Source organism: Sphingobium sp. SA2 (assembly GCF_032227065.1).
In the GTDB taxonomy this organism is placed as follows: domain Bacteria; phylum Pseudomonadota; class Alphaproteobacteria; order Sphingomonadales; family Sphingomonadaceae; genus Sphingobium.
This window is the reverse complement of sequence record NZ_JAPMXX010000006.1, coordinates 819,150-837,313: the sequence shown is the minus strand read 5'-3', so window position 1 is coordinate 837,313 and position 18,164 is coordinate 819,150. Positions and strand designations below refer to the sequence as shown.

General features: G+C 64.0%; 24 protein-coding genes. 6 read left to right on the top strand and 18 right to left on the bottom strand.

Features of this window, described 5'->3' with window-relative positions:
• Window positions 1-19 precede the first annotated feature (19 nt).
• The gene (locus OVY48_RS11695) at window positions 20-589 is read right to left on the bottom strand and encodes a thiamine phosphate synthase (protein WP_313922956.1); all 570 of its coding nucleotides are present in this window, start codon (window positions 587-589) and stop codon (window positions 20-22) included.
• A 23-nt stretch (window positions 590-612) separates the two neighbouring features.
• Between OVY48_RS11695 and OVY48_RS11690 the strand changes: the two genes are divergently transcribed.
• Window positions 613-1,347 (top strand): YggS family pyridoxal phosphate-dependent enzyme, encoded by a 735-nt coding sequence (locus tag OVY48_RS11690; protein ID WP_313922955.1) that lies wholly within the window; start codon window positions 613-615, stop codon window positions 1,345-1,347.
• Here OVY48_RS11690 and OVY48_RS11685 read toward each other — a convergent pair.
• The gene (locus OVY48_RS11685; protein WP_313922953.1) at window positions 1,325-4,126 is read right to left on the bottom strand and encodes a TonB-dependent receptor; all 2,802 of its coding nucleotides are present in this window, start codon (window positions 4,124-4,126) and stop codon (window positions 1,325-1,327) included. The two genes, OVY48_RS11690 and OVY48_RS11685, sit on opposite strands and share 23 nt — an antisense overlap.
• Before the next feature lie 188 nt (window positions 4,127-4,314).
• Window positions 4,315-4,974 (bottom strand): ligase-associated DNA damage response endonuclease PdeM, encoded by a 660-nt coding sequence (gene pdeM, locus OVY48_RS11680; RefSeq protein WP_096061225.1) that lies wholly within the window; start codon window positions 4,972-4,974, stop codon window positions 4,315-4,317.
• A gap of 67 nt (window positions 4,975-5,041) precedes the next feature.
• Between pdeM and OVY48_RS11675 the strand changes: the two genes are divergently transcribed.
• Window positions 5,042-5,866 carry a rhodanese-related sulfurtransferase gene (locus OVY48_RS11675; protein WP_313922950.1) on the top strand — a complete coding sequence of 275 codons (825 nt, stop codon included), beginning with the start codon at window positions 5,042-5,044 and terminating at the stop codon, window positions 5,864-5,866.
• Here the strand turns inward: OVY48_RS11675 and OVY48_RS11670 are convergent.
• Genes OVY48_RS11670 through OVY48_RS11655 form a run of 4 tightly spaced genes read right to left on the bottom strand, consistent with a single transcriptional unit; the run spans window position 5,863 to window position 7,916 of the window.
• Entirely contained in the window at window positions 5,863-6,123 is a 261-nt protein-coding gene (locus OVY48_RS11670; RefSeq protein WP_313922948.1) for a hypothetical protein, read from the bottom strand. The genes OVY48_RS11675 and OVY48_RS11670 overlap by 4 nt on opposite strands.
• 5 nt (window positions 6,124-6,128) lie before the next feature.
• Window positions 6,129-6,869 (bottom strand): M48 family metallopeptidase, encoded by a 741-nt coding sequence (locus tag OVY48_RS11665; protein ID WP_409593178.1) that lies wholly within the window; start codon window positions 6,867-6,869, stop codon window positions 6,129-6,131.
• Window positions 6,826-7,263 carry a YcgN family cysteine cluster protein gene (locus OVY48_RS11660; RefSeq protein WP_037472073.1) on the bottom strand — a complete coding sequence of 146 codons (438 nt, stop codon included), beginning with the start codon at window positions 7,261-7,263 and terminating at the stop codon, window positions 6,826-6,828. Before OVY48_RS11660 ends, OVY48_RS11665 begins: the two co-directional genes overlap by 44 nt.
• Entirely contained in the window at window positions 7,251-7,916 is a 666-nt protein-coding gene (locus OVY48_RS11655; RefSeq protein ID WP_313922945.1) for an SCO family protein, read from the bottom strand. Before OVY48_RS11655 ends, OVY48_RS11660 begins: the two co-directional genes overlap by 13 nt.
• 66 nt (window positions 7,917-7,982) lie before the next feature.
• On the opposite strand from OVY48_RS11655, the gene OVY48_RS11650 reads away from it, so the two are divergent.
• A complete protein-coding gene (locus tag OVY48_RS11650) occupies window positions 7,983-8,570 on the top strand; it encodes an ankyrin repeat domain-containing protein (protein ID WP_237236528.1) in 588 nt (195 codons plus the stop codon).
• Between the two features lie 151 nt (window positions 8,571-8,721).
• Here OVY48_RS11650 and OVY48_RS11645 read toward each other — a convergent pair whose 3' ends face one another.
• From OVY48_RS11645 to OVY48_RS11595, 11 genes are all read right to left on the bottom strand, one after another.
• On the bottom strand, window positions 8,722-9,216 hold the full coding sequence (locus OVY48_RS11645; protein ID WP_313922944.1) for an MmcB family DNA repair protein: 495 nt from the start codon (window positions 9,214-9,216) through the stop codon (window positions 8,722-8,724).
• Window positions 9,217-9,324: 108 nt separating this feature from the next.
• A complete protein-coding gene (locus tag OVY48_RS11640; protein WP_313922943.1) occupies window positions 9,325-9,996 on the bottom strand; it encodes a cell wall hydrolase in 672 nt (223 codons plus the stop codon).
• Window positions 9,997-10,175: 179 nt separating this feature from the next.
• Window positions 10,176-10,523, bottom strand: a complete 348-nt coding sequence (locus tag OVY48_RS11635; protein ID WP_313922942.1) for a DUF1491 family protein — start codon at window positions 10,521-10,523, stop codon at window positions 10,176-10,178.
• Entirely contained in the window at window positions 10,516-11,013 is a 498-nt protein-coding gene (locus OVY48_RS11630) for a PaaI family thioesterase (protein WP_313922941.1), read from the bottom strand. Before OVY48_RS11630 ends, OVY48_RS11635 begins: the two co-directional genes overlap by 8 nt.
• A complete protein-coding gene (locus OVY48_RS11625; protein ID WP_037472065.1) occupies window positions 10,973-11,440 on the bottom strand; it encodes a PTS sugar transporter subunit IIA in 468 nt (155 codons plus the stop codon). The genes OVY48_RS11630 and OVY48_RS11625 overlap by 41 nt, the downstream gene beginning before the upstream one ends.
• 129 nt (window positions 11,441-11,569) lie before the next feature.
• A complete protein-coding gene (gene hpf, locus OVY48_RS11620) occupies window positions 11,570-12,175 on the bottom strand; it encodes a ribosome hibernation-promoting factor, HPF/YfiA family (RefSeq protein WP_037472063.1) in 606 nt (201 codons plus the stop codon).
• A 68-nt stretch (window positions 12,176-12,243) separates the two neighbouring features.
• Window positions 12,244-12,945 (bottom strand): DNA polymerase III subunit epsilon, encoded by a 702-nt coding sequence (dnaQ, locus tag OVY48_RS11615; RefSeq protein ID WP_313922939.1) that lies wholly within the window; start codon window positions 12,943-12,945, stop codon window positions 12,244-12,246.
• A gap of 33 nt (window positions 12,946-12,978) precedes the next feature.
• Complete coding sequence (coaE, locus tag OVY48_RS11610) at window positions 12,979-13,572, bottom strand: dephospho-CoA kinase (RefSeq protein ID WP_313922938.1); 594 nt, start codon at window positions 13,570-13,572, stop codon at window positions 12,979-12,981.
• Window positions 13,572-14,396 (bottom strand): shikimate dehydrogenase, encoded by an 825-nt coding sequence (gene aroE, locus OVY48_RS11605; protein WP_313922937.1) that lies wholly within the window; start codon window positions 14,394-14,396, stop codon window positions 13,572-13,574. The genes coaE and aroE overlap by 1 nt, the downstream gene beginning before the upstream one ends.
• Complete coding sequence (locus tag OVY48_RS11600; RefSeq protein WP_313922936.1) at window positions 14,393-14,998, bottom strand: nucleoside triphosphate pyrophosphatase; 606 nt, start codon at window positions 14,996-14,998, stop codon at window positions 14,393-14,395. Before OVY48_RS11600 ends, aroE begins: the two co-directional genes overlap by 4 nt.
• A 10-nt stretch (window positions 14,999-15,008) precedes the next feature.
• Entirely contained in the window at window positions 15,009-15,836 is an 828-nt protein-coding gene (locus OVY48_RS11595) for a pyruvate, water dikinase regulatory protein (protein WP_096061237.1), read from the bottom strand.
• A 295-nt stretch (window positions 15,837-16,131) separates the two neighbouring features.
• Between OVY48_RS11595 and hemE the strand changes: the two genes are divergently transcribed.
• Genes hemE through OVY48_RS11580 form a run of 3 tightly spaced genes read left to right on the top strand, consistent with a single transcriptional unit; the run spans window position 16,132 to window position 17,942 of the window.
• Window positions 16,132-17,175: a uroporphyrinogen decarboxylase gene (gene hemE / locus OVY48_RS11590; protein WP_313922933.1), complete on the top strand. Its 1,044-nt coding sequence runs from the start codon at window positions 16,132-16,134 to the stop codon at window positions 17,173-17,175.
• Window positions 17,176-17,502, top strand: coding sequence for a helix-turn-helix transcriptional regulator (locus OVY48_RS11585; RefSeq protein ID WP_313922932.1), 327 nt, complete (start codon window positions 17,176-17,178; stop codon window positions 17,500-17,502).
• Complete coding sequence (locus tag OVY48_RS11580; protein WP_313922930.1) at window positions 17,502-17,942, top strand: CopD family protein; 441 nt, start codon at window positions 17,502-17,504, stop codon at window positions 17,940-17,942. The genes OVY48_RS11585 and OVY48_RS11580 overlap by 1 nt, the downstream gene beginning before the upstream one ends.
• Window positions 17,943-18,164: the final 222 nt, after the last annotated feature.

Below are 18,164 nucleotides of genomic sequence, written 5' to 3'. Positions count from 1 at the left end.
AAGGCACAGAGCGGCTACGCTAAACAATCGCGTTGCCCCCTACCAGCCCATCGATCGCCGCCCAGCCATGCGCGCCGATCCCGCGCAGCATCCGCCGATGTCCCGGCTGCACCCCGCCTAGCGCCATCACCGGTCTATCCGCCTGCCGCGCCAGGGCGGTAAAGCGCAACCGACCCAAGCTGGCCGCCCCCGGATGCGATCGAGTGAGGAAGAGGGGCGATACGAAGACCATGTCCGCCCTGCCCCGTCGCGCGGCCAGCATCTCGCGCGCATCGTGTGCGGCCATGCTGTGCAGCATCGGCCGCCCTGCCCGCCTTGTGTCGCGCCCATGCCAGCCATCGGCCCGCCATGCGACCGCCGTCCGCCCATCGCCCGCCAGCAGCAGCACCAGCCGCCGCCACCGCGCCACGCGCCGCACCGCCTCGAACAACGCCCGCCGCGCCCTCCCTTCCGTTCGATAATGCCGGAACACGATTCCCGCTCGCCCCTTGGGCAAGCGCGCCACCGCCGCCAGCAACGTCGCATCCGCGATCCGCTCGTCGGTCATCAGCCAGATTGTCGGCAGTTTTTTGCGGTGGCGGCGGGTCATGACCCTGTCCTATAGCAGCGCGCATGACGACCGACAGCCCGCAAGCCGCCCTCCGCCTTTCCGCCCTGCGCGACGCCATCGATCGGGCCGCGCGCCTGACTGATCGCAGCGGCGAGGATATCACCCTGATCGCCGTGTCCAAGACGCAGAGCGCTGACGCCATCCGCCCGCTGATCGCGGCGGGGCAGCGCGTATTCGGCGAAAATCGCGTGCAGGAAAGCCAGGAGAAATGGCCCGCCCTGCGCGAAGAGCGTCCCGATATCGCGCTGCACCTGGTCGGCCAGCTGCAATCCAACAAGGCGGCCGATGCGGTCGCGCTGTTCGATGTCATCCACAGCCTCGATCGTCCCTCGCTGCTGACCGCTCTGGCCAAGGCGATGGACGCGGCGGGCAAGCGCGTCCCCTGTTATATTCAGGTCAATATCGGCGCGGAGGAGCAGAAGGGCGGTTGCGCCATCGCCGACGTGCCCGCGCTGATCGCCGCCGCGCGCGATGCGGATATTCCGCTGCTCGGCCTGATGGCCGTCCCGCCAGCCGATGTCGAACCCGCCCCCTATTTCGCGCTGCTCGCAAAAATGGCGCGGGAGGAGGGCCTCCCGCGCCTGTCGATGGGTATGTCGGGCGATTATGAAACCGCCATCATGCTGGGCGCGACCGATATTCGTGTCGGCACCGCCCTGTTCGGCGATCGTCCAACCCCCGCCCGCCCCGTGCCCAAGAGCGGGCGCGGTATGATCAGAAACTCCCCCGCAACGTGATGCCATAGGTGCGCGGTTCGGCCAGATAGGCGGAGATCAGCTGATTGGCCATCGGCGCACCCTGGGCGAACTGGCCCGTGGTCGAGGTCGCCGGGCTGCTCGACTGGAGCGGGCTGCTGAACGCCACCTGGGTATAATCCTGGTTGAAGATATTCTGGCCCCAGAATTCGATCGCCCAGCGCTGGTTCGGCCCACGCAGGCCGACGCGCGCATTGACGACGGTGAAGCCGTCCTGATTCTTCTCCGGGAACAGGTCCGACCCGGTGTTGAAATCGCTGGTCATGCGGCCATCGACATAGAAGAGTGCCGACAGGCCGCTCGTACCGATGTCCGGTGTCCAGGCGGCGCTGGCGGTCGTCACCATCTTGGGCGCATTGCTGTTGATCGATCCCGGCAACAGGAACAAGGCTGGGTCAAGCGGCACGCTGCCATCGCCGCTGCCGACCAGACGGCTGGCGAACTTGGCTTCCGCATAGGTGAAGCCGCCGGTCACGCGGAAATTGCGCGCCGGGGTGGCGGTCATTTCCAGTTCGACGCCCTGGCTGATCAGCCCAGGCCCGACATCGTCCGAGCCGCAGGTCCGCGCCGCCGACAGCGCGCTGTCGCAGCCATTGATATTCTGCACTACGAAGCTGGTGCCGTTGAAGGTGTTCAGCTGGAAATTCTTGAACTCCTGGCGGAAGGCGGCGACGTTCGCGCTCCATTTGGGCTGGCTGTATTTCAGGCCGATTTCGAACGCATCGACCTTTTCGGCGGCAAAGCGCAGACTGGCGACGTCGGCATTGCTGCGCGGTGAAAAGACCGCCGGAATGGCATTGAGGCCAGTCGATCCCAACTGGAAGCGGTCGAGGTTGAAGCCGCCCGCCTTATAGCCCTTCGAATAGCTGCCATAGAGCAGCAGATCGTCGGTCGCCTTCCACGACAGGACCGCCGTGCCCGACAATTCGCCGTCGCTGATCTTGTCATTGAGGTCGAGCGCGTTGAGGCTGGTCGAAGCATTGCCGAGGCATCCGAGCGTCAGGATTCCGCCCGCCAGCGCTGCCGCGCTGCCCAGCGCCGGGTTGGTAGCCAGGCCCGGCAAAGCGGAGGACTGCAACGCCGCGCAGGTCGCGTTATTATTGTTGAGGTCCGCCGAAAAACGCTTGCTTTCATGGGTGTAGCGCAGGCCCAAGGTCAGATCGAGCCGGTTGGTGACGTGGATGATATTATGGGTGAAGATCGCCCAATTTTCGCTCTTCTGCCGATAGATCGAACCGGTATCGCCGGTGCCTGACGGAATGGCGGCCAGCGCGCGCAGGCCATTGCCCAGGCCCGTCGAGATCGCCCCCGCCTGGCCCGCGGCCACGGCGGCTGGCAGGCCAGCATTGATGAGGGCCGCGGTCAGCCCGGCATTGAGATTGGCCTGTGTCCCCGCGATCAATGGCTGGGTGGCAAGGCCACTGCCGCAGGCGGCGAGTTGCTGCGCGGTGAAATTGCTGTTCACGCTGGCACCGGCCATCAGGCGGCAGGCGGCAAAACGGCCATAGTCCGCGCCGAAGCGGATATTATCCTGCAAGGTCAGCCGTTCATTGGCATAATAGCCGCCGACCAGCCAGTCGAGGGCGTCGCCAAAGGCGGAACCCTGCGCGCGCAATTCCTGGGTGAAGGTCTTGAACTGGCGATAGGTGTTGGGGTCGCGGTAGAGCAGGTCGGCGCGATTATAGTCATAATCGCCATAGTCGCTCGACTTGTAATCGCGATAGGCGGTGATGCTGGTCAGCTTCACGCCGCCCAGGTCATAATTGATTTCGCCCGAAACGCCCCAATCCTTGAGTTTGCTGACATAGTCGCGGCCCGGCGTGATGGTCAGTTCCCGGTCATAGGGGTCGGCGGCGATCACGCTGCCCTGCCCTGCCAGGATCGCGGCGATGCGGTTGAACGGCGCATCGGTATAGCCACCACCTGCGGCCGGGCGGCGCTCGCGCGCTTCGGTATAGGCCGCGCCGCAGCAGCTTTCGTCGCGATTGGTATAATCGCCGATCAGGCGGATCGACAGATCGTCATTCGGCTCGATCAGCGCCTGTCCGCGCAGGAAATAGCGATCACGGTCATTGGTGTCGCCCACGGTCGAGCCGGTCGTATCGACCAGCTTGTAGAAGCCATCGCGCTTGGACCATACGCCGTCCAGGCTAAGCGCGATGCCATCAGCGATCGGCCCGGTGACCCGGCCCGACAGCCGCCAATAATCATAATTGCCATAGGTGATCTCACCCTTGGCGCTAAACGTCTGTTCGGGAGCCTTGCTGATGATGTTGATCAGACCCGCCGACGCATTGCGGCCGAACAATGTGCCCTGCGGCCCGCGCAGCACTTCGACCCGCTCGATCTCGCCCAGTTCGTTGAGGCCCGCGCCGGTGCGCGAGCGATAGACGCCGTCGATAAACACCGCCACCGAGCTTTCAAGGCCAGGATTGTCGCCGACCGTGCCGATGCCGCGGATACGCGCCGACGCATTGGCTTCGGACCCGGTGGAGGAAACAAGCAGCGAAGGGGCGAGCTGGTTGAGGGTACGGATGTCGCTGGCGCCGCTATTCTGCATCGCTTGCGCGCTGACGGCGGACACGGCGATCGGCACGTCCGACAGCGGACTGGCGCGGCGGGTGGCGGTGACGATGATCTCGGCCGCATCCTGCTCGGCGGCGGCCTGCGGTGCCGCGACGTCCTGCGCCTGCGCGCCGGTTGCACCCATGACGAGCGCAATCACCGCAGCGGTCGATGCCCAAAGGCTCTTGTTGGTCATGATGGTCAATCCTCTCCTGCCCGCGCGGCTTTTTGCCGGGTCGGGACGTGCCGGTGATTATGCTGCCACAGCCGGGTTAAGGCAATAGACCCTAGCTTTTCTGCGCTTTTTTGCGGATGCGATGACAGAATGTTCATGCCCTGTTGCTTATCGGCAACGGCTTAATTTCCGGTTTCCGTAGCGTCGCCTTACGATAACGGAAAGCGGAGCATTCGGTCGGCAACCGGCACCAGCGCGGCTGCACCCGGCCCCACGGCACGCCGAATCTCGCCATGACCCGCATCCAGCCCGCCGGTGAGCGCGCCAAGCGCAGGCAGAATCAGTTTGGTATCCGACGCAACGAAGCAGCGCCGCGCCACATGTCGCCCGCGCAGCGACAGGCGCAGCTTGGGATGAAAATGGCCGGATATTTCGGGCCGAACATCCTTGGGGGCTGCTTCATGCCGCAGCCATATTCCCCCGACCTCCGCTTCGGCGACCCGGCGTCCCCCCGGCATCGCCGCCATGCCGACATCATGATTGCCAGTGATCCAGGTCCAGTCCAGCCGCTGCGTCAGCGCATCCAGCCGCGCGCGCGCCTGCGGGTCCAGCCGCGCCGCGCCATCGGCATCATGGAAACTGTCTCCCAGGGACCAGACCGCCCGCGCGCCGGTCCGCGCCACCAGCGCCTCGATCACGTCCAGCGTCGCCTGGCTGTCATGGGGCGGCAGGAACTGGCCGAAACGGGCGTACCAGCTCGCCTTCTCGAAATGCAGGTCGGCGACCAGCAGCGCTCCGTGCAAGGGCCAGAATAGCGCGGCTTCCGGCAAGGCCAGAAAGTCGTGCCCCGCGAACGAAAGGGGAACCATGGCCCCGCCTATGCGCCTGTCCGTGCCCGCTTTCAAGAGGCCGCGCAAAGCCCTATAGGCCACCGCCATGTCCTATACCGTCGCCGCCCTCTACCGGTTCGCCACTCTGGCCGATCCAGACGCCATTGCCGCCGATCTCCGCGCGCGCTGCGCCGATCTTGGCACCTGCGGCACGCTGATCGTCGCGCGCGAAGGGATTAACGGTACGGTGGCGGGCAGCGCCGACGCGGTCGCGACGCTGGTCGCCCATGTCCGCACCCTGTCCGGCTGCGCCGACCTGGACGTCAAATATTCCGCCGCCCATAGCGCGCCCTTCGCCCGCATGAAAGTGAAGGTGAAGCCGGAGATCGTCACGCTGGGCGTCGGCGACCTTGATCCTGCAAGCCAAGCAGGCACGCATCTCGACCCCGCCGCATGGAATACGCTGATCGCCGATCCCGACACGATCCTCATCGACACGCGCAACGCCTATGAGGTCGCGATCGGCACGTTCGAAGGCGCGATCGACCCCGAAACCCGCGCCTTTCGCGACTTTCCCGGCTGGTTCGACGATTTCGCGCAAAATCTCCGCGATCAGGGCCGGACGCCCAAGATCGCGATGTTTTGCACCGGCGGCATACGCTGCGAAAAATCCACCGCGCTGGTGAAGGCGCGCGGCTTCGATGACGTCTATCATCTCAAGGGCGGCATCTTGCGCTATCTGGAAGAAATGCCGGAAAGCGAAAGCCGCTGGCAGGGCGATTGCTATGTCTTCGATGAGCGGGTCGCGGTGGGACATGGCCTCGCACTCGGCGACTATAGCACCTGCCGCGCCTGCGGCCTGCCCTATCCCAATGACGCCGAGCATATATGCGAGGCCGACGGATCAGGGGTGTGGCCACACCGAAACTAACCTGGCGTCTCGACCAGTTCTGCTATCTCGAACTGATAGCTTTTCCAGCCCCGCATCCGCGCGCCATCCTCCGCCGCTGCCCGTTTCTTGCGCGCCTCCGCCAGCGAGCGCGCATGGCCCCAGAACACCTCCGTCTTGCCGTTGTCCAAAACCGCGACGATCCGCCAATAATGGGTGAAGGGGTCCGCCGTCGGCCCGATCGTCTTGACATAGCCGTCCGCCATCGTGGCGGTCAGATAGCGTTTTTTGCGCGCCATGCCCCCTACCCCGTATAGCGATGCAGCCCGGCCCCATGCGTGCGCAGCCACGCGCGCGCGGGCTTCGGGTCCGCGCCATAGATGCGCGCATGGGCGGCGTGAAAGGCCGGGCTATGGTCCATATGCAGCAGGTGCGCGAGTTCATGCGCCACCGTCGCGCGCCGCACCTCTGGCGGACACAGGATCAGCCGCCAGCTATAGCGGATCGCGCCCGACGCGGTACAACTGCCCCAACGGCTGCGCGGATCGCCCACGCCCACCGATGCGACGATCAACCCATGGTCGCGCGCCAATTCCTGCGTCTCGGTCTCCAACACCGCTTTGGCCCGCCGCACCAGCCAGCGCAGCACCCGCGCGCCCACCGATTCCGCCGCGCCCCCCAGCAGCAGCCGGTCGCCCTCCAGCCGGATCGTGCGGCTTGCACCCGCCTCCCAACAGACGCGCACCGCGCGCCCCTCCAGTGGAAAGACCGCGCCATCGGTCAGCGGCGTCAGCACGGGTTGCCTGGCCAGTTGTTGCCGCACCCAGACCTCATGATCCTGCGCCCAGCCCAGCGCCCGCTTCAAATTCGCGCGTACCGGCATCGACAGCCGCACTTCGCCACGCGTCCCGTCGATCGTCAGCCGATAGGCGCGCGCCCGTGACGATCGGCGCACCCGCACCGGCGTCGGCACGCCATCGATCAGGATCGCGGCGTCGGGATCAGATATCCCGGTCGACAAGATGATTCTCCCAGTCGCCCGCATCGGCCTCGGCCACGGTCCACCCCCGCACCGATTCGCGCGCGCGATGCACCGCTTCCCGGTCGCCCGACAGCAGATAATGCCAGTCGGGCAGCGGCAACCCCTCCCCGCGCAGCCGATAGGCGCAGGTGCGCGGCAACCAGCTGATCTGGCGCACCTTGGCCGGAGTCAGCCGCACGCAATCGGGTACGAATTTGCGCCGATCCTTATAATTGCTGCACTGGCCGCTTTGCCGGTCGAGCAAGCGGCAGGCGACATTGGTGGGATAGATGCGCCCGCTATCCTCATCCTCGGCCTTGTGCAGGCAGCATTTGCCGCACCCGTCGCACAGGGCTTCCCATTCGGCGCGGTCGAGCTTGTCGAGCGGCTTTTCCCAGAAGGGTGTCACTTGGTCCATTTTTGCAAGAACGCCAGCACCTTGTCCGGCGCGCCCTCGTCCACGTCCGGCGTGCCGGGATCATCCACCGGGACCAGCGCCACCGGCTTGCCATCGGGATCGAACAGATAGGGCGTGCGGCTATGCCCGACCAGATAATCGCTCGCGCCCGCGACCTTCTCACTATTGTAGATGACGACGAAATCCTTGGCGACCTTGGCGATCTGATCGGGTGTCCCGGTCAGGCCGATGAGGCGCGGGTGAAAGGCCGCGACATAGGTTTTCAGCACGGCGGGCGTATCGCGCGCGGGATCGACGCTGATCAGGATCGGCTGCACCTTGGCGGCACGCTCCGGCGCGGCCTTCTCGAATTGGGCAAAGGCCTGCATGATCCGTTGCAGATCGACCGGGCAGACGTCGGGGCAATAGGTATAGCCGAAATAGACGATCCGATACTGGCCTTTATAATCGTCCCAGCGCGCGGGCTTGCCGTCCTGGTCGGTCAGGGTGAAGGGCGCGCCGATACGCGCACCGGCCAGTTCGCCCTGCACGCTGTCGCCGCTTGATACCCCGCTTGATGCATTGCCGCCAGCGCCCATATTACAGGCAGCCAGCAGGGCGAGGCAGGATAGGGTGAAGAGCATCCGGGCTTTGTTCATGGCGTGGCCAGCCATGCCCTGCTAGGGATGGATTTGCAAATGCAACGGGGCGCGATGATGAAGACCAGGTTTGTTTCTGCCATGATGACCATGATCGCGGCGGCACTGCTCGTGCCCGGCGCGGCGCAGGCGCAATTTTCCGACGCCTATAATTTCCTGAAGGCCGTCAAGGACAAGGATGGCGAGAAGGTCACCGACCTGATCCAGAAGCCCGGCTCCACCGTGATCAACAGCCGCGACATCAACAGCGGCGAAAACGCGCTGCATATCGTCGTCGCGCGTCGCGACGCGACATGGCTGTCCTTCCTGCTCGCCAAGGGTGCGAACCCGAACCTGACCGACAGTGATGGCAACACGCCGCTGATGGACGCGGTGCAGGGCCGGTTCGAGGAGGGTGTGCAGACGTTGCTCGCCAACAAGGCGCAGGTCGACAAGACGAATGGCAGCGGCGAAACCCCGTTGATCCGCGCCGTGCAATTGCGCGACCTCGGCCTGGTCCGCCTGCTGGTGGCGCAGGGCGCGAACCCGGACAAGCGCGACAGCATCGCGGGCATGTCCGCGCGCGACTATGCCGCCCGCGACAACCGCACCCCTGGCCTCATCGAAGCGCTCGCCGCCGCCAAGCCAGCGGCCAAGCCCGCAGGCCCGGTGCAGGGTCCGGTTTTCTGACCCTCTAAGCTGCCCCCACAATAGCCGTCATTCCGGCCCTGAGCCGGAATCCATTAGCCTCTCTCCTGGAGAGAGGCTCAGCGGTAGAGCCAATGGATACTGACTTTCGTCAGCATGACGGCCTGAATAGCACTCTGCGCGCATTCACGCCCTACCAGCCAATCTCCGCCGCATGGTCCGGGTCGTTGATCGCGGTCAGCCGCCGTGCCGCGCGCCGGGCGAAGCGCAGCGTCTCCGCCTTGCGCCGCGCCGCCGCCAGCGGCTCGATCGGCGCGGGTCGTACCAGCTCCGCATCATATTGATCCGCGACGATCAGCCCAGTGCGCGTGGGCCATAGCGCTTCGCTATCAAACAGGGTCAGATCGAACCCCATCGGCACCGCCCAGAAATAGCGGTCGCAATAGTCGAAATAATCGGGCCATTTCATGTCGCCGAGCAAGTCCGCCCGGCTACACTTGATCTCGACGATGGTCAGACGCCCGGCCCCGTCGATCGCCATGATGTCGGCGCGCCGCCCATTGGGCAGCGGCACTTCCATGATCCCGCTCATATCGTGCCGAAAGAACAGGCGCAGCGTCCCCCGCGCAACCGCAAGCGCCGTGCCGTCGGTCAAAGGAGAGCAGGTGTCGGATATCACAGCGGTCATGCCGCAATCATAGAACAAAGATGGAACAAAAGAAAAGGCCGATTCGGATATTCCGAACCGGCCTTTTTTGATGTGTACCGAAATGTGCCTCGGCACATTCCGCGATACTCAGCGATAGAAGATATGATTGTCGATCATCGCCAGCTTGGCCTTGCCCCAGCCTGGCGATACGCGGCGGGCGTGGAAGAACAGCGCGCCTTCAGCCCGGCTGTCCCAAGCGTCGGCCATGGCGATCTGCGCAATGGCAACGGCCTGACGCCAGCTGCGGCTTTCGGTGCGGATCGGCGGCATGCCACCGCCGCGCACGAAGCTGAACTGGCTCGGCTGATACACGACGCCGCACAGGCTGCTCGCGAACCGGCCGGACTCGGCGCGATTGATGATCACGCGCGCGACGGCCAGCTGGCCTTCCAGGCTTTCGCCCTTGGATTCGAAATAGACCGCTCCGGCCAGGCACTGCATCTCGCCATCCAGCTGTTCGGGCGTGCCTTGGGCATCGACCAGCGCAGCGAGGCTATCGGCCTGCATCTCGGAGAAGGTGGAAGAAACATTGTCGGCCTTAGGGGCCGAAGCCAGCGGCTGCACGATCTCGCGCGGCGCGGCAAAGGTGACGGCGGGCTTGGCACCGGCTGAAGGCGCTGTGGTCAGCGCATTGTCCCCGGACAGGGACACCGAAGATGGGATGGCTTCACCGGCCATCGACATGTCGGATGCCGTGACCGCAGCAGCGGCGGACAAAGCAAAGGCCGCGATAATCGCAGCTTTTAGACGAAAACTCATTTTTACTCAAAATCATGCGGTTCTTGGCCGGAAACGTCGTCTTTTTTAACCCACTTTGTCCGACGACCGGCCGCCCCCCGTCTGCGTGTTTACCGCGCCCGCCCCCCTTGGACGATTGCGGCAACCTGCGCGTTCAGCGTGGGCGGGCCTCTGCACGGGCCATTGCGATATGTCAACGATCAGCAGATTGTTTCAGCGGCGAGCCGTTCCGCTTCCGGGATATCGAGTTCGATGACCCACAGATCGGGGTCCGACCGGCGGCGCCGCTCGATATAGGGAACCATGGCTTGCGCGCCCTCCTCGGGGTCAGGTCCACAGCGCATCAACGCATGACCGCCTGAAAAGTTCGACACCCGCTCGAACAGCCCGGTTTCCTGGCCTTTTTCGAGCGTCTGGACCAGAATCACGCCGCTGATATCGTCGCCTTTGACCAGGATGGTGGCAAAGCCCCCGACCGCCGCCACCCGCCGTCGCAACGCGCCGACCAGCATCGCACTGGTCAGCCGGGCAGGGGGCTGTTCAGCCATGATAGCCGGGCAGCGATGACAGCGGAAATTGCGACCGCATGAAGGTGCCGGTGCCACGGCCCACCTCTTCGCCATGCGAATCGACCAGGCTGGCTTCGGCGACATACACTCGGCGCTTGCCGCTGATCCAGCGCCCTTCGGCCCGGATTCGCCCCGGCGCGATCGGCCGGGTGAACAGCAGGTTGAAGGCGGTGGTGAGCAGGAAGCGATCGCTCACCAGGCTGTTGGCGGCATAGAAGGCCGCATCGTCCAGCATCTTGAAATAGACCGTGCCATGGACGGCGCCCGCGGCATGAAACTGGCTTTCATCGACATCGAAGTCGATGACGCAGCGCCCCGGTTCGCTGATCGCGATCTCCGACCGGAACAGCCGGTTGATCGGCGCGGAGCGGTAGAGATTTTCGAGCGCCCGGAAATGCGCGGTCTCGCCGCTGTCCGGTACGCCGGCGTCAGGCTGCGTCACGCGCCCCGCCACCGGCCAGCAGGGCATGAAGCGCCCCGGTCGAACGCGCGCCGCGCAACCGGGCGACCTGCGCCTCGTCACGCAGATAGCGCGACACCCGCGCCAGCGTCTTCAAATGCTCCGCCCCGCTGTCGACCGGCGACAGCAGCGCAAAGACGATATCGACCGGCAGGTCATCGACCGCATCGAATGGCGCCGCCGGATCGAGCAGCACGACCACGCCGCACATCTTGTCGAGACCTGTGATCTTGGCATGGGGAATGGCGACGCCGCCGCCGAAACCGGTCGAACCCAGCCGCTCGCGATCGAACAGCGCGTCAGCGACCATGTCCGCGTCCAGCCCATAGGCATCGGCGGCGAGCGCCGCGATCCGCTGGAACAACTGCTTTTTGCCGTTCACAGACAGGCCCGTGGCGAGCGCGTCGGGTGAAACGATATCGTTGAAATGCACCATCACATGTCCGATCCAACCGAGCCGCGCCCAGTCAGGACTTCATGCGCCTATGCTCAGGGAATTAAAGCCCGGCCCCATAAGCCGCCTGCGCCACAAGGTCAACAGGCGGCCCTTGGAACCGGGTAGCGCTCAGCTTGCCTGGATGCGCGGTTCGACCCAGCCGATCGTCCCGTCATGGCGGCGATAGACCATATTATAGGCCGCCGTCCCGGCATTGACGAACAGCAGCGCATTGGTGTTGCGCAGGTCCAACATCATCACCGCGTCCGATACGCTGGCTTCGGGAATGTCGACACGGGTTTCCGCGACGATCAGCGGCGCGTCCTCGACCTGTTCCTCTTCATCCGCGGGCGAAGCGAAGATGGTATAGCCTGCCCCGTCGATATCATCGATGTTGAAGCTGCTCACCCGCTGCGCTTCTGCCGCTACGGCCTGGCCGTGACGATCCTTCAGGCGGCGCATATAGCGGCGCAGCTGCTTTTCGATCCGTTCGGCCGCCTGGTCGAAGGCGGGATGCGCTTCCTGCGCCTCGCCCGCGCCTTTGAGGATCAGGCCGGTCATCACATGGCAGACGATGTCGCAGTGAAAGGCACCATGCGGGGCCGGTCGAAAGGTCACATGCGCGGAGATTGTGCGGGAAAAATATTTCTCGGCAATCGCTTCCATGCGGGTCGCGACATGCTCCTTGAGCGCCTCGCCCGTATCGACCTGATGCCCGGAAACACGAATATCCATATGCCTTCTCCTTGTTCTTGCGGGCCGCAGGACACGGCCCGGTTGACTGGGGGCATGCAGGCGGATTGTCAGTCCGCTTGTGCCCCCTCCAGCCAGAGCGGCTTGTCGAGCGTCCTGATGAACGCTCCATGCCGTTCCAGCTCCGTCGCGCTCGCCGCAAAGACGCGCGCGGGACGAACTGGGCGAACCGCGACCTGCGCCGCGAGTTCCGCCCCAACCTCTTCTTTTGCTGCCTCCTGTGCCAGACCCAGGCCGATCTGACGGCCACCGGTCAGTTCGATGTAAAGCTGCGCCAGCAATTCGGCGTCGAGCAGCGCGCCATGTTTGATGCGATGGCTGCGGTCGATGCCATAACGGGTGCAGAGCGCGTCCAGGCTGTGCTTGGCACCCGGATGCATGGTGCGCGCGATCGCCACCGTGTCGATCATCCGGTCGAGCGACACTTCGCCCCGCCCGCACAGCCGCAATTCATGGTTGAGGAAGCCGAAATCGAACCGCGCATTATGCGCGACCAGCGGGCTGTCCTCCAGAAAGGCGAGCAAGTCTGTCACCCCACTGGCAAATAGCGGCTTGTCCGACAGAAAATGGCTCGACAGGCCATGCACCGCTTCGGCGGCGGCGGGCATGTCGCGCTGGGGGTTGTAATAAGCGTGGAAGGTCCGACCGCTGGGCACACGATTGATAAGCTCGATACAACCGATTTCGACCATTCTGTCGCCGGATGCCGGGTCAAATCCCGTCGTTTCGGTATCGAATATAATCTCGCGCATCGCCCTCTTCATATCGACTCTATGGGCCAACCCTTATCTGCCTGTCTTGCGGCCAAGGCAAGCGACCAGACGTCGCACCTGCGCACGGGTTTCGGCAAAGGTCGTGCCGGTCTGGATGAGATGATCGGCGCGGCGACGTTTTTCGACATCTGGGGTCTGGAGATGCAGGATCTGGCGGAATTTGGCGACCGTCATGCCCGGCCGCGCCAGGACGCGCTTGCGCTGCTTCCACGCAGGAGCCGTCACCACGATCACGCCCGCCAGCCGCTTCTGCCCGCCCGTTTCGAACAGCAAGGGAATGTCGAGCAGGACGAATTTGCGCGATCGGTGGCGGCGCAGAAACCGGCTCCGCGCCTCGCGCACGGCGGGATGGACGATCGCTTCGAGCGCCTTGCGTTCCTGCGGATGGCCGAACACCGCCGCGCCCAGTTTCGCGCGATCCACGCCCTTGGGGCCGGTCGTGCCGGGAAAGCGCGCCTCGATCGCCGGCAGCAATGCGCCGCCCGGCCCCTGCAACCGATGCACCTCGGCATCGGCGTCGAACAGCGGCACGCCTTCACGGGCGAACATCGCCGCGACCGCCGACTTGCCCATGCCGATCGATCCGGTCAGGCCATAAATCTTCATCAGTCCGCCGCGAGCAGCAGCGCGCGCAATTCGGCGTCCAGTTCGCGGGGCGCATGCGCGTCGAAGAAGATGTCGAAGGCCAGCGCCGCCTGGCCGATCAGCATTTCCAGCCCATCAAGCGTCTTGAGCCCGCGCTCGCGCGCCGCGTTGAGCAAGCCCGTCTCCAACGGCGCATAGACGATGTCATAGACCGTGGCGCTCGGCGGCAACGGCGTCAGGTCCAGGTCCAGAACCGGTTGTCCCACCATCCCCAGCGACGTCGAATTGACGAGCAGGTCGACGGCTGGCAGGGACTCGCCCATGCCGATCACCGCGCCCTTCACCCCGGCATGGTCGAGCATTGCCTGCGCCTTGGCCGCATCGCGCGCCATGACGGTGATGTCGGGTACGCCAAGGCTGGTGAGCGCAAACAATATCGCCCGCGCCGCGCCGCCCGCGCCGATCAGCACCGCGCTGCGCCCCTTCCATCGATCGCGCAGCAAGGGCTGGAGGAAGCCGCCCGCGTCGGTATTGGTGCCAATGAGCGGCCCGCCGGTTTCGCTGGCGATCGTGTTCATCGCCCCGATCCGCTCGCGCACCCCGCCCGGATCATCGGTAAAGTCCATCACCGCCATCTTGTGCGGAATGGTGACATTGCACCCCAGCCAATCGGGGTCGGCCCGCCGCTGCAGGAAATAGCTGGCCAGCCCGTCGGGCGTCACATGCGTCTTGCGATATTCCGCCTCGATATCCAGCGCATTGAGCCAGAAATTATGAATGAGCGGCGATTTGCTGTGCGCGATCGGGTCGCCGATCACTTCGGCATAGGGAAGGCCTTGGGTCATGCCGTCAAAACACCCCGCACACGCAAAAAGTCAAGCAAGGGCAGCAGCGGCAAGCCCTGGATCGCGAACTGGCTGCCTTCGACCTTGGCGAAGAATTGCGCGCCCGGTCCCTCGATCCGGTAGCAGCCCACGCACCAGCGGCATTCGTCCCAGTCGCCATCCAGATAAGCGGCGATGAAGGCGTCGGACAAAGGCCGCACCGTCATCCGCACTCGCTCGATATGCCGCCATATCGGCTCACCATTCAGCACGATCACCGCCGCACTGTGCAGATGATGGACCCGCCCCGACAGCAGCCGCAATATGCGCTCGGCATCCGCGCGATCGACCGCCTTGTCGATCATCACGCCCCGTTCTTCGCCACCATCCAGGCTCAGCGTCTGGTCGCATCCCAGCACCAAAGCGCCCGGCACCCGGCGCGACACTTTGCGCGCCTTGAGTTCCGCCAGCGCATCGGCCAGCGCCCGCGCATCCAGCCCGTCGGCGCGCAACGCCTCCTTCGCCGCTTCCTCGTCCACGCCGGGCGATAGCGCCTCGAACGGCACCTGCGCCGCGCTCAGCAGCGCGCGGCGGCTCGCGCTTTGCGATGCCAGCACGATCATGCCCAAAACCTCATAAAGCGTCGCCTTCCGCCAATTCCCGGTCGTTGAACAGGTTGATGATCGCCGCCGCCGCTTCCTCGATCGACCGGCGGGTCATGTCGATCACCGGCCAGCCATTGTCGGCGAACATGCGCCTGGCAAAGGACAGTTCCTCCTGCACCTTGTCATTGTCGACATAGGCCGTTTCGGGCGTCTGGTTGAGCGAGAGCAGCCGGTTGCGACGGATCTGGATCAACCGTTCCGGGCCGACCGTCAGCCCCACGACCAGCGGATGTTTGAGGCTGTAGAGATTGCTTGGCGGCGGCGATTCCGGCACTAGCGGGATATTGGCGGTCTTGTAGCCGCGATTGGCGAGGTAAATGGACGTCGGCGTCTTGGATGCGCGCGACACGCCGGCCAGCACGATATCGGCCTCTTCCCAATTTTCATGCCCCACCCCGTCATCATGGGCGATGGTGAACTGGATCGCCTCGATCCGCGCGAAATAGGCTTCGTCCAGCACATGTTTGCGCCCCGGCCGCGTGCGGGTTTCCTGCCCCAATATGTTGGACAGCGCATCGGCGACGCTATCGAGCGCCGCGACATGGGGCAGGCCGAGCGCACGGCAGCGCGTCTCCAGCCGCTTGCGCAGCGGGTGGTTGGTCAGGGTGAAGAGCACCAGCCCCGGATTGGCGGAAATCTCCTCCATGATCCGATCGAGATGGACTTCGGATCGCACCATCGGCCAGAAATGGCGGATCGCATCGACATTTTCGAACAGACCGATCGCGGCCTTGGCGATATTCTCCAGCGTCTCGCCGGTGGAGTCCGAAAGCAGGTGGAGATGGATGCGCGCCATGGTCCATATCTCTGTGCATAGGCTGTGGATAAAGCAAGGGACGAAATGGGGAGCAATGGACCCCCGATTTTCGCTCCACGCTGCCCGGACTCTTATCCACAGGCCCCCAACAGACCCGATTTTTCCTCAACAGCCTGTGGATAACGGGGATAAGTCAGGGACTCGGACGGGTAAGGCAGGGCGGATCGGAGTCAAGCTGTTGGCAAAAGCGGGCACAACGCATAAACCCCGCTGCCAACGCCCCTACTATCTCCAACATTCCTATTTGAATCTTAATAGAAGAGAAGAGAGTCCGATGCTTGTCGACCCGAAGGCCGATCCCGTGGCCAAGCCGCTCCTTGGCGTCCTGCGGGGGGAACGCCCTGCCGTGCCGCCCATGTGGCTCATGCGGCAGGCCGGGCGCTATCTGCCCGAATATCGCGCGCTTCGGGCCGACAAAGGCGGCTTCCTAGAACTCGTCTATGACAGCGCGGCCGCGGCCGAAGTCACGCTCCAGCCGCTACGTCGCTTCGGCTTCGACGGCGCGATCCTCTTTTCCGACATATTGATCGTCCCCTATGCGATGGGACAGGATCTGTGGTTCGAAACCGGCGAAGGCCCGCGCCTAGCTCCGATCCTGAGCGACACCGACCTCTCGACCCTGAAACCCGATTTTAGCCGTTTCGAGGCGGTCTATGAGACCGTGCGGCAGGTGAAGGCAGCCCTCGACCCCTCGGTCACCTTTTTGGGCTTTGCAGGCAGTCCCTGGACCATCGCCACCTATATGGTCGCGGGTCAGGGCAGCAAGGATCAGGGCGCGGCCCGCCGCCTTGCTTATGGCGATCCCGCCCGCTTCGGCGCGCTGATCGATGCGATCGTCGATGCGACCGTTACCTATCTGTCCGGCCAGATCGAGGCCGGGGTCGAAGCCGTGCAATTATTCGACAGCTGGGCCGGCAGCCTCGCCCCGCTCCAGTTCGAACGCTGGGTCATCGCGCCCAATGCCGCGATCGTCAGCCGGTTGAAGGCGCTACACCCCGATATTCCGATCATCGGCTTCCCCAAGGGCGCAGGCGCGAAACTGGCCGATTATGCCGCGGGCACGGGTGTCGATGCGATCGGCGTCGATGAAACCGTCGATCCACACTGGGCCAACCGCGTGCTGCCACAGGGCATGCCGGTGCAGGGCAATCTCGACCCGCTTGCTCTCATCGCCGGTGGCCAGGCCGTCGAGCAGGCCGTGGACAATATCCGCGCCGCTTTTGCCGATCGGCCCCACATCATGAACCTTGGCCATGGTATTTTGCCCGACACCCCCATTGCGCATGTCGAAGCATTGCTTAGCTATGTGCGGCGATAGATGGAAAAGGCACCTAATCGGATCAAGGAGCTGCGTGAAGCACGCGGCATGACGCTAGAGGCGGTGGCGCTTGAGGCTGATTGTTCAATTCCTACAATCAGCGACTTAGAACGTGGCAAGCTCCGTCTAAGCGATAAATGGATGCGGATTTTAGGGCAGGTGTTCAACGTCACCCCTGCAGACATGTTATCTGATGAAGATAATCCGCATCGCTTGCGCGGGGATGCCCGCCGCCTAAATGATTTATATTGTGGTGCCAGCGCGGACCAGCAGGCTCAGATTTTGCGTGTTGTTGAAGCGTTGATTGGCGTAGGAGTAAGTGACTGATGGCCTATCTTGGTGCTGCCTATCTCTGGGTGAAGGCTGCCCATCTCATCTTCGTTATCTTCCTGATGGCGGGGCTGTTCATGATCCCGCGCTTCTTCGTCTATCATCAGGAATGCGCCGTCGGTTCTGACGAGGACCGCAAATGGATCGACCGCGAACAGCGGCTCTTGAAGATCATCCTCAATCCCTCGCTGGTGCTGGTCTGGGTCTTGGGCCTCATGCTGATGGTTGAAATCGGCGCGTGGAGCTTTGGCTGGTTTCACCTCAAACTGCTCTTCGTCCTCGGCCTGTCGGGCTATCATGGCTGGATCGCCAGCTATGCCAAGAAACTCGCCAAGGGCCAGCGGACAATGACCGACCGCCAATTGCGCCTGCTCAACGAAGTCCCCGGCGTCGCCGCCGCGGTGATCGTCATCGCGGTAATCGTAAAGCCGTTCTGATCCTTTTCGCGGGACGCCCTAAACGATAAAACCAACCCCACCCCCGTTCGGGCTGAGCCTGTCGAAGCCCCTTTCTTTTTTTCGGAAGAAAAATCCCCTTCGACTGCCTGCCAAGGCAGGCGCTCAGGACAGGCTTCGACAAGCTCAGGGCGAACGGCAGGCAGGGTGTAATGACGCTCCAAAACCCAGCAAAATGGCCCTATTAGATAGTTAGCTAACTAT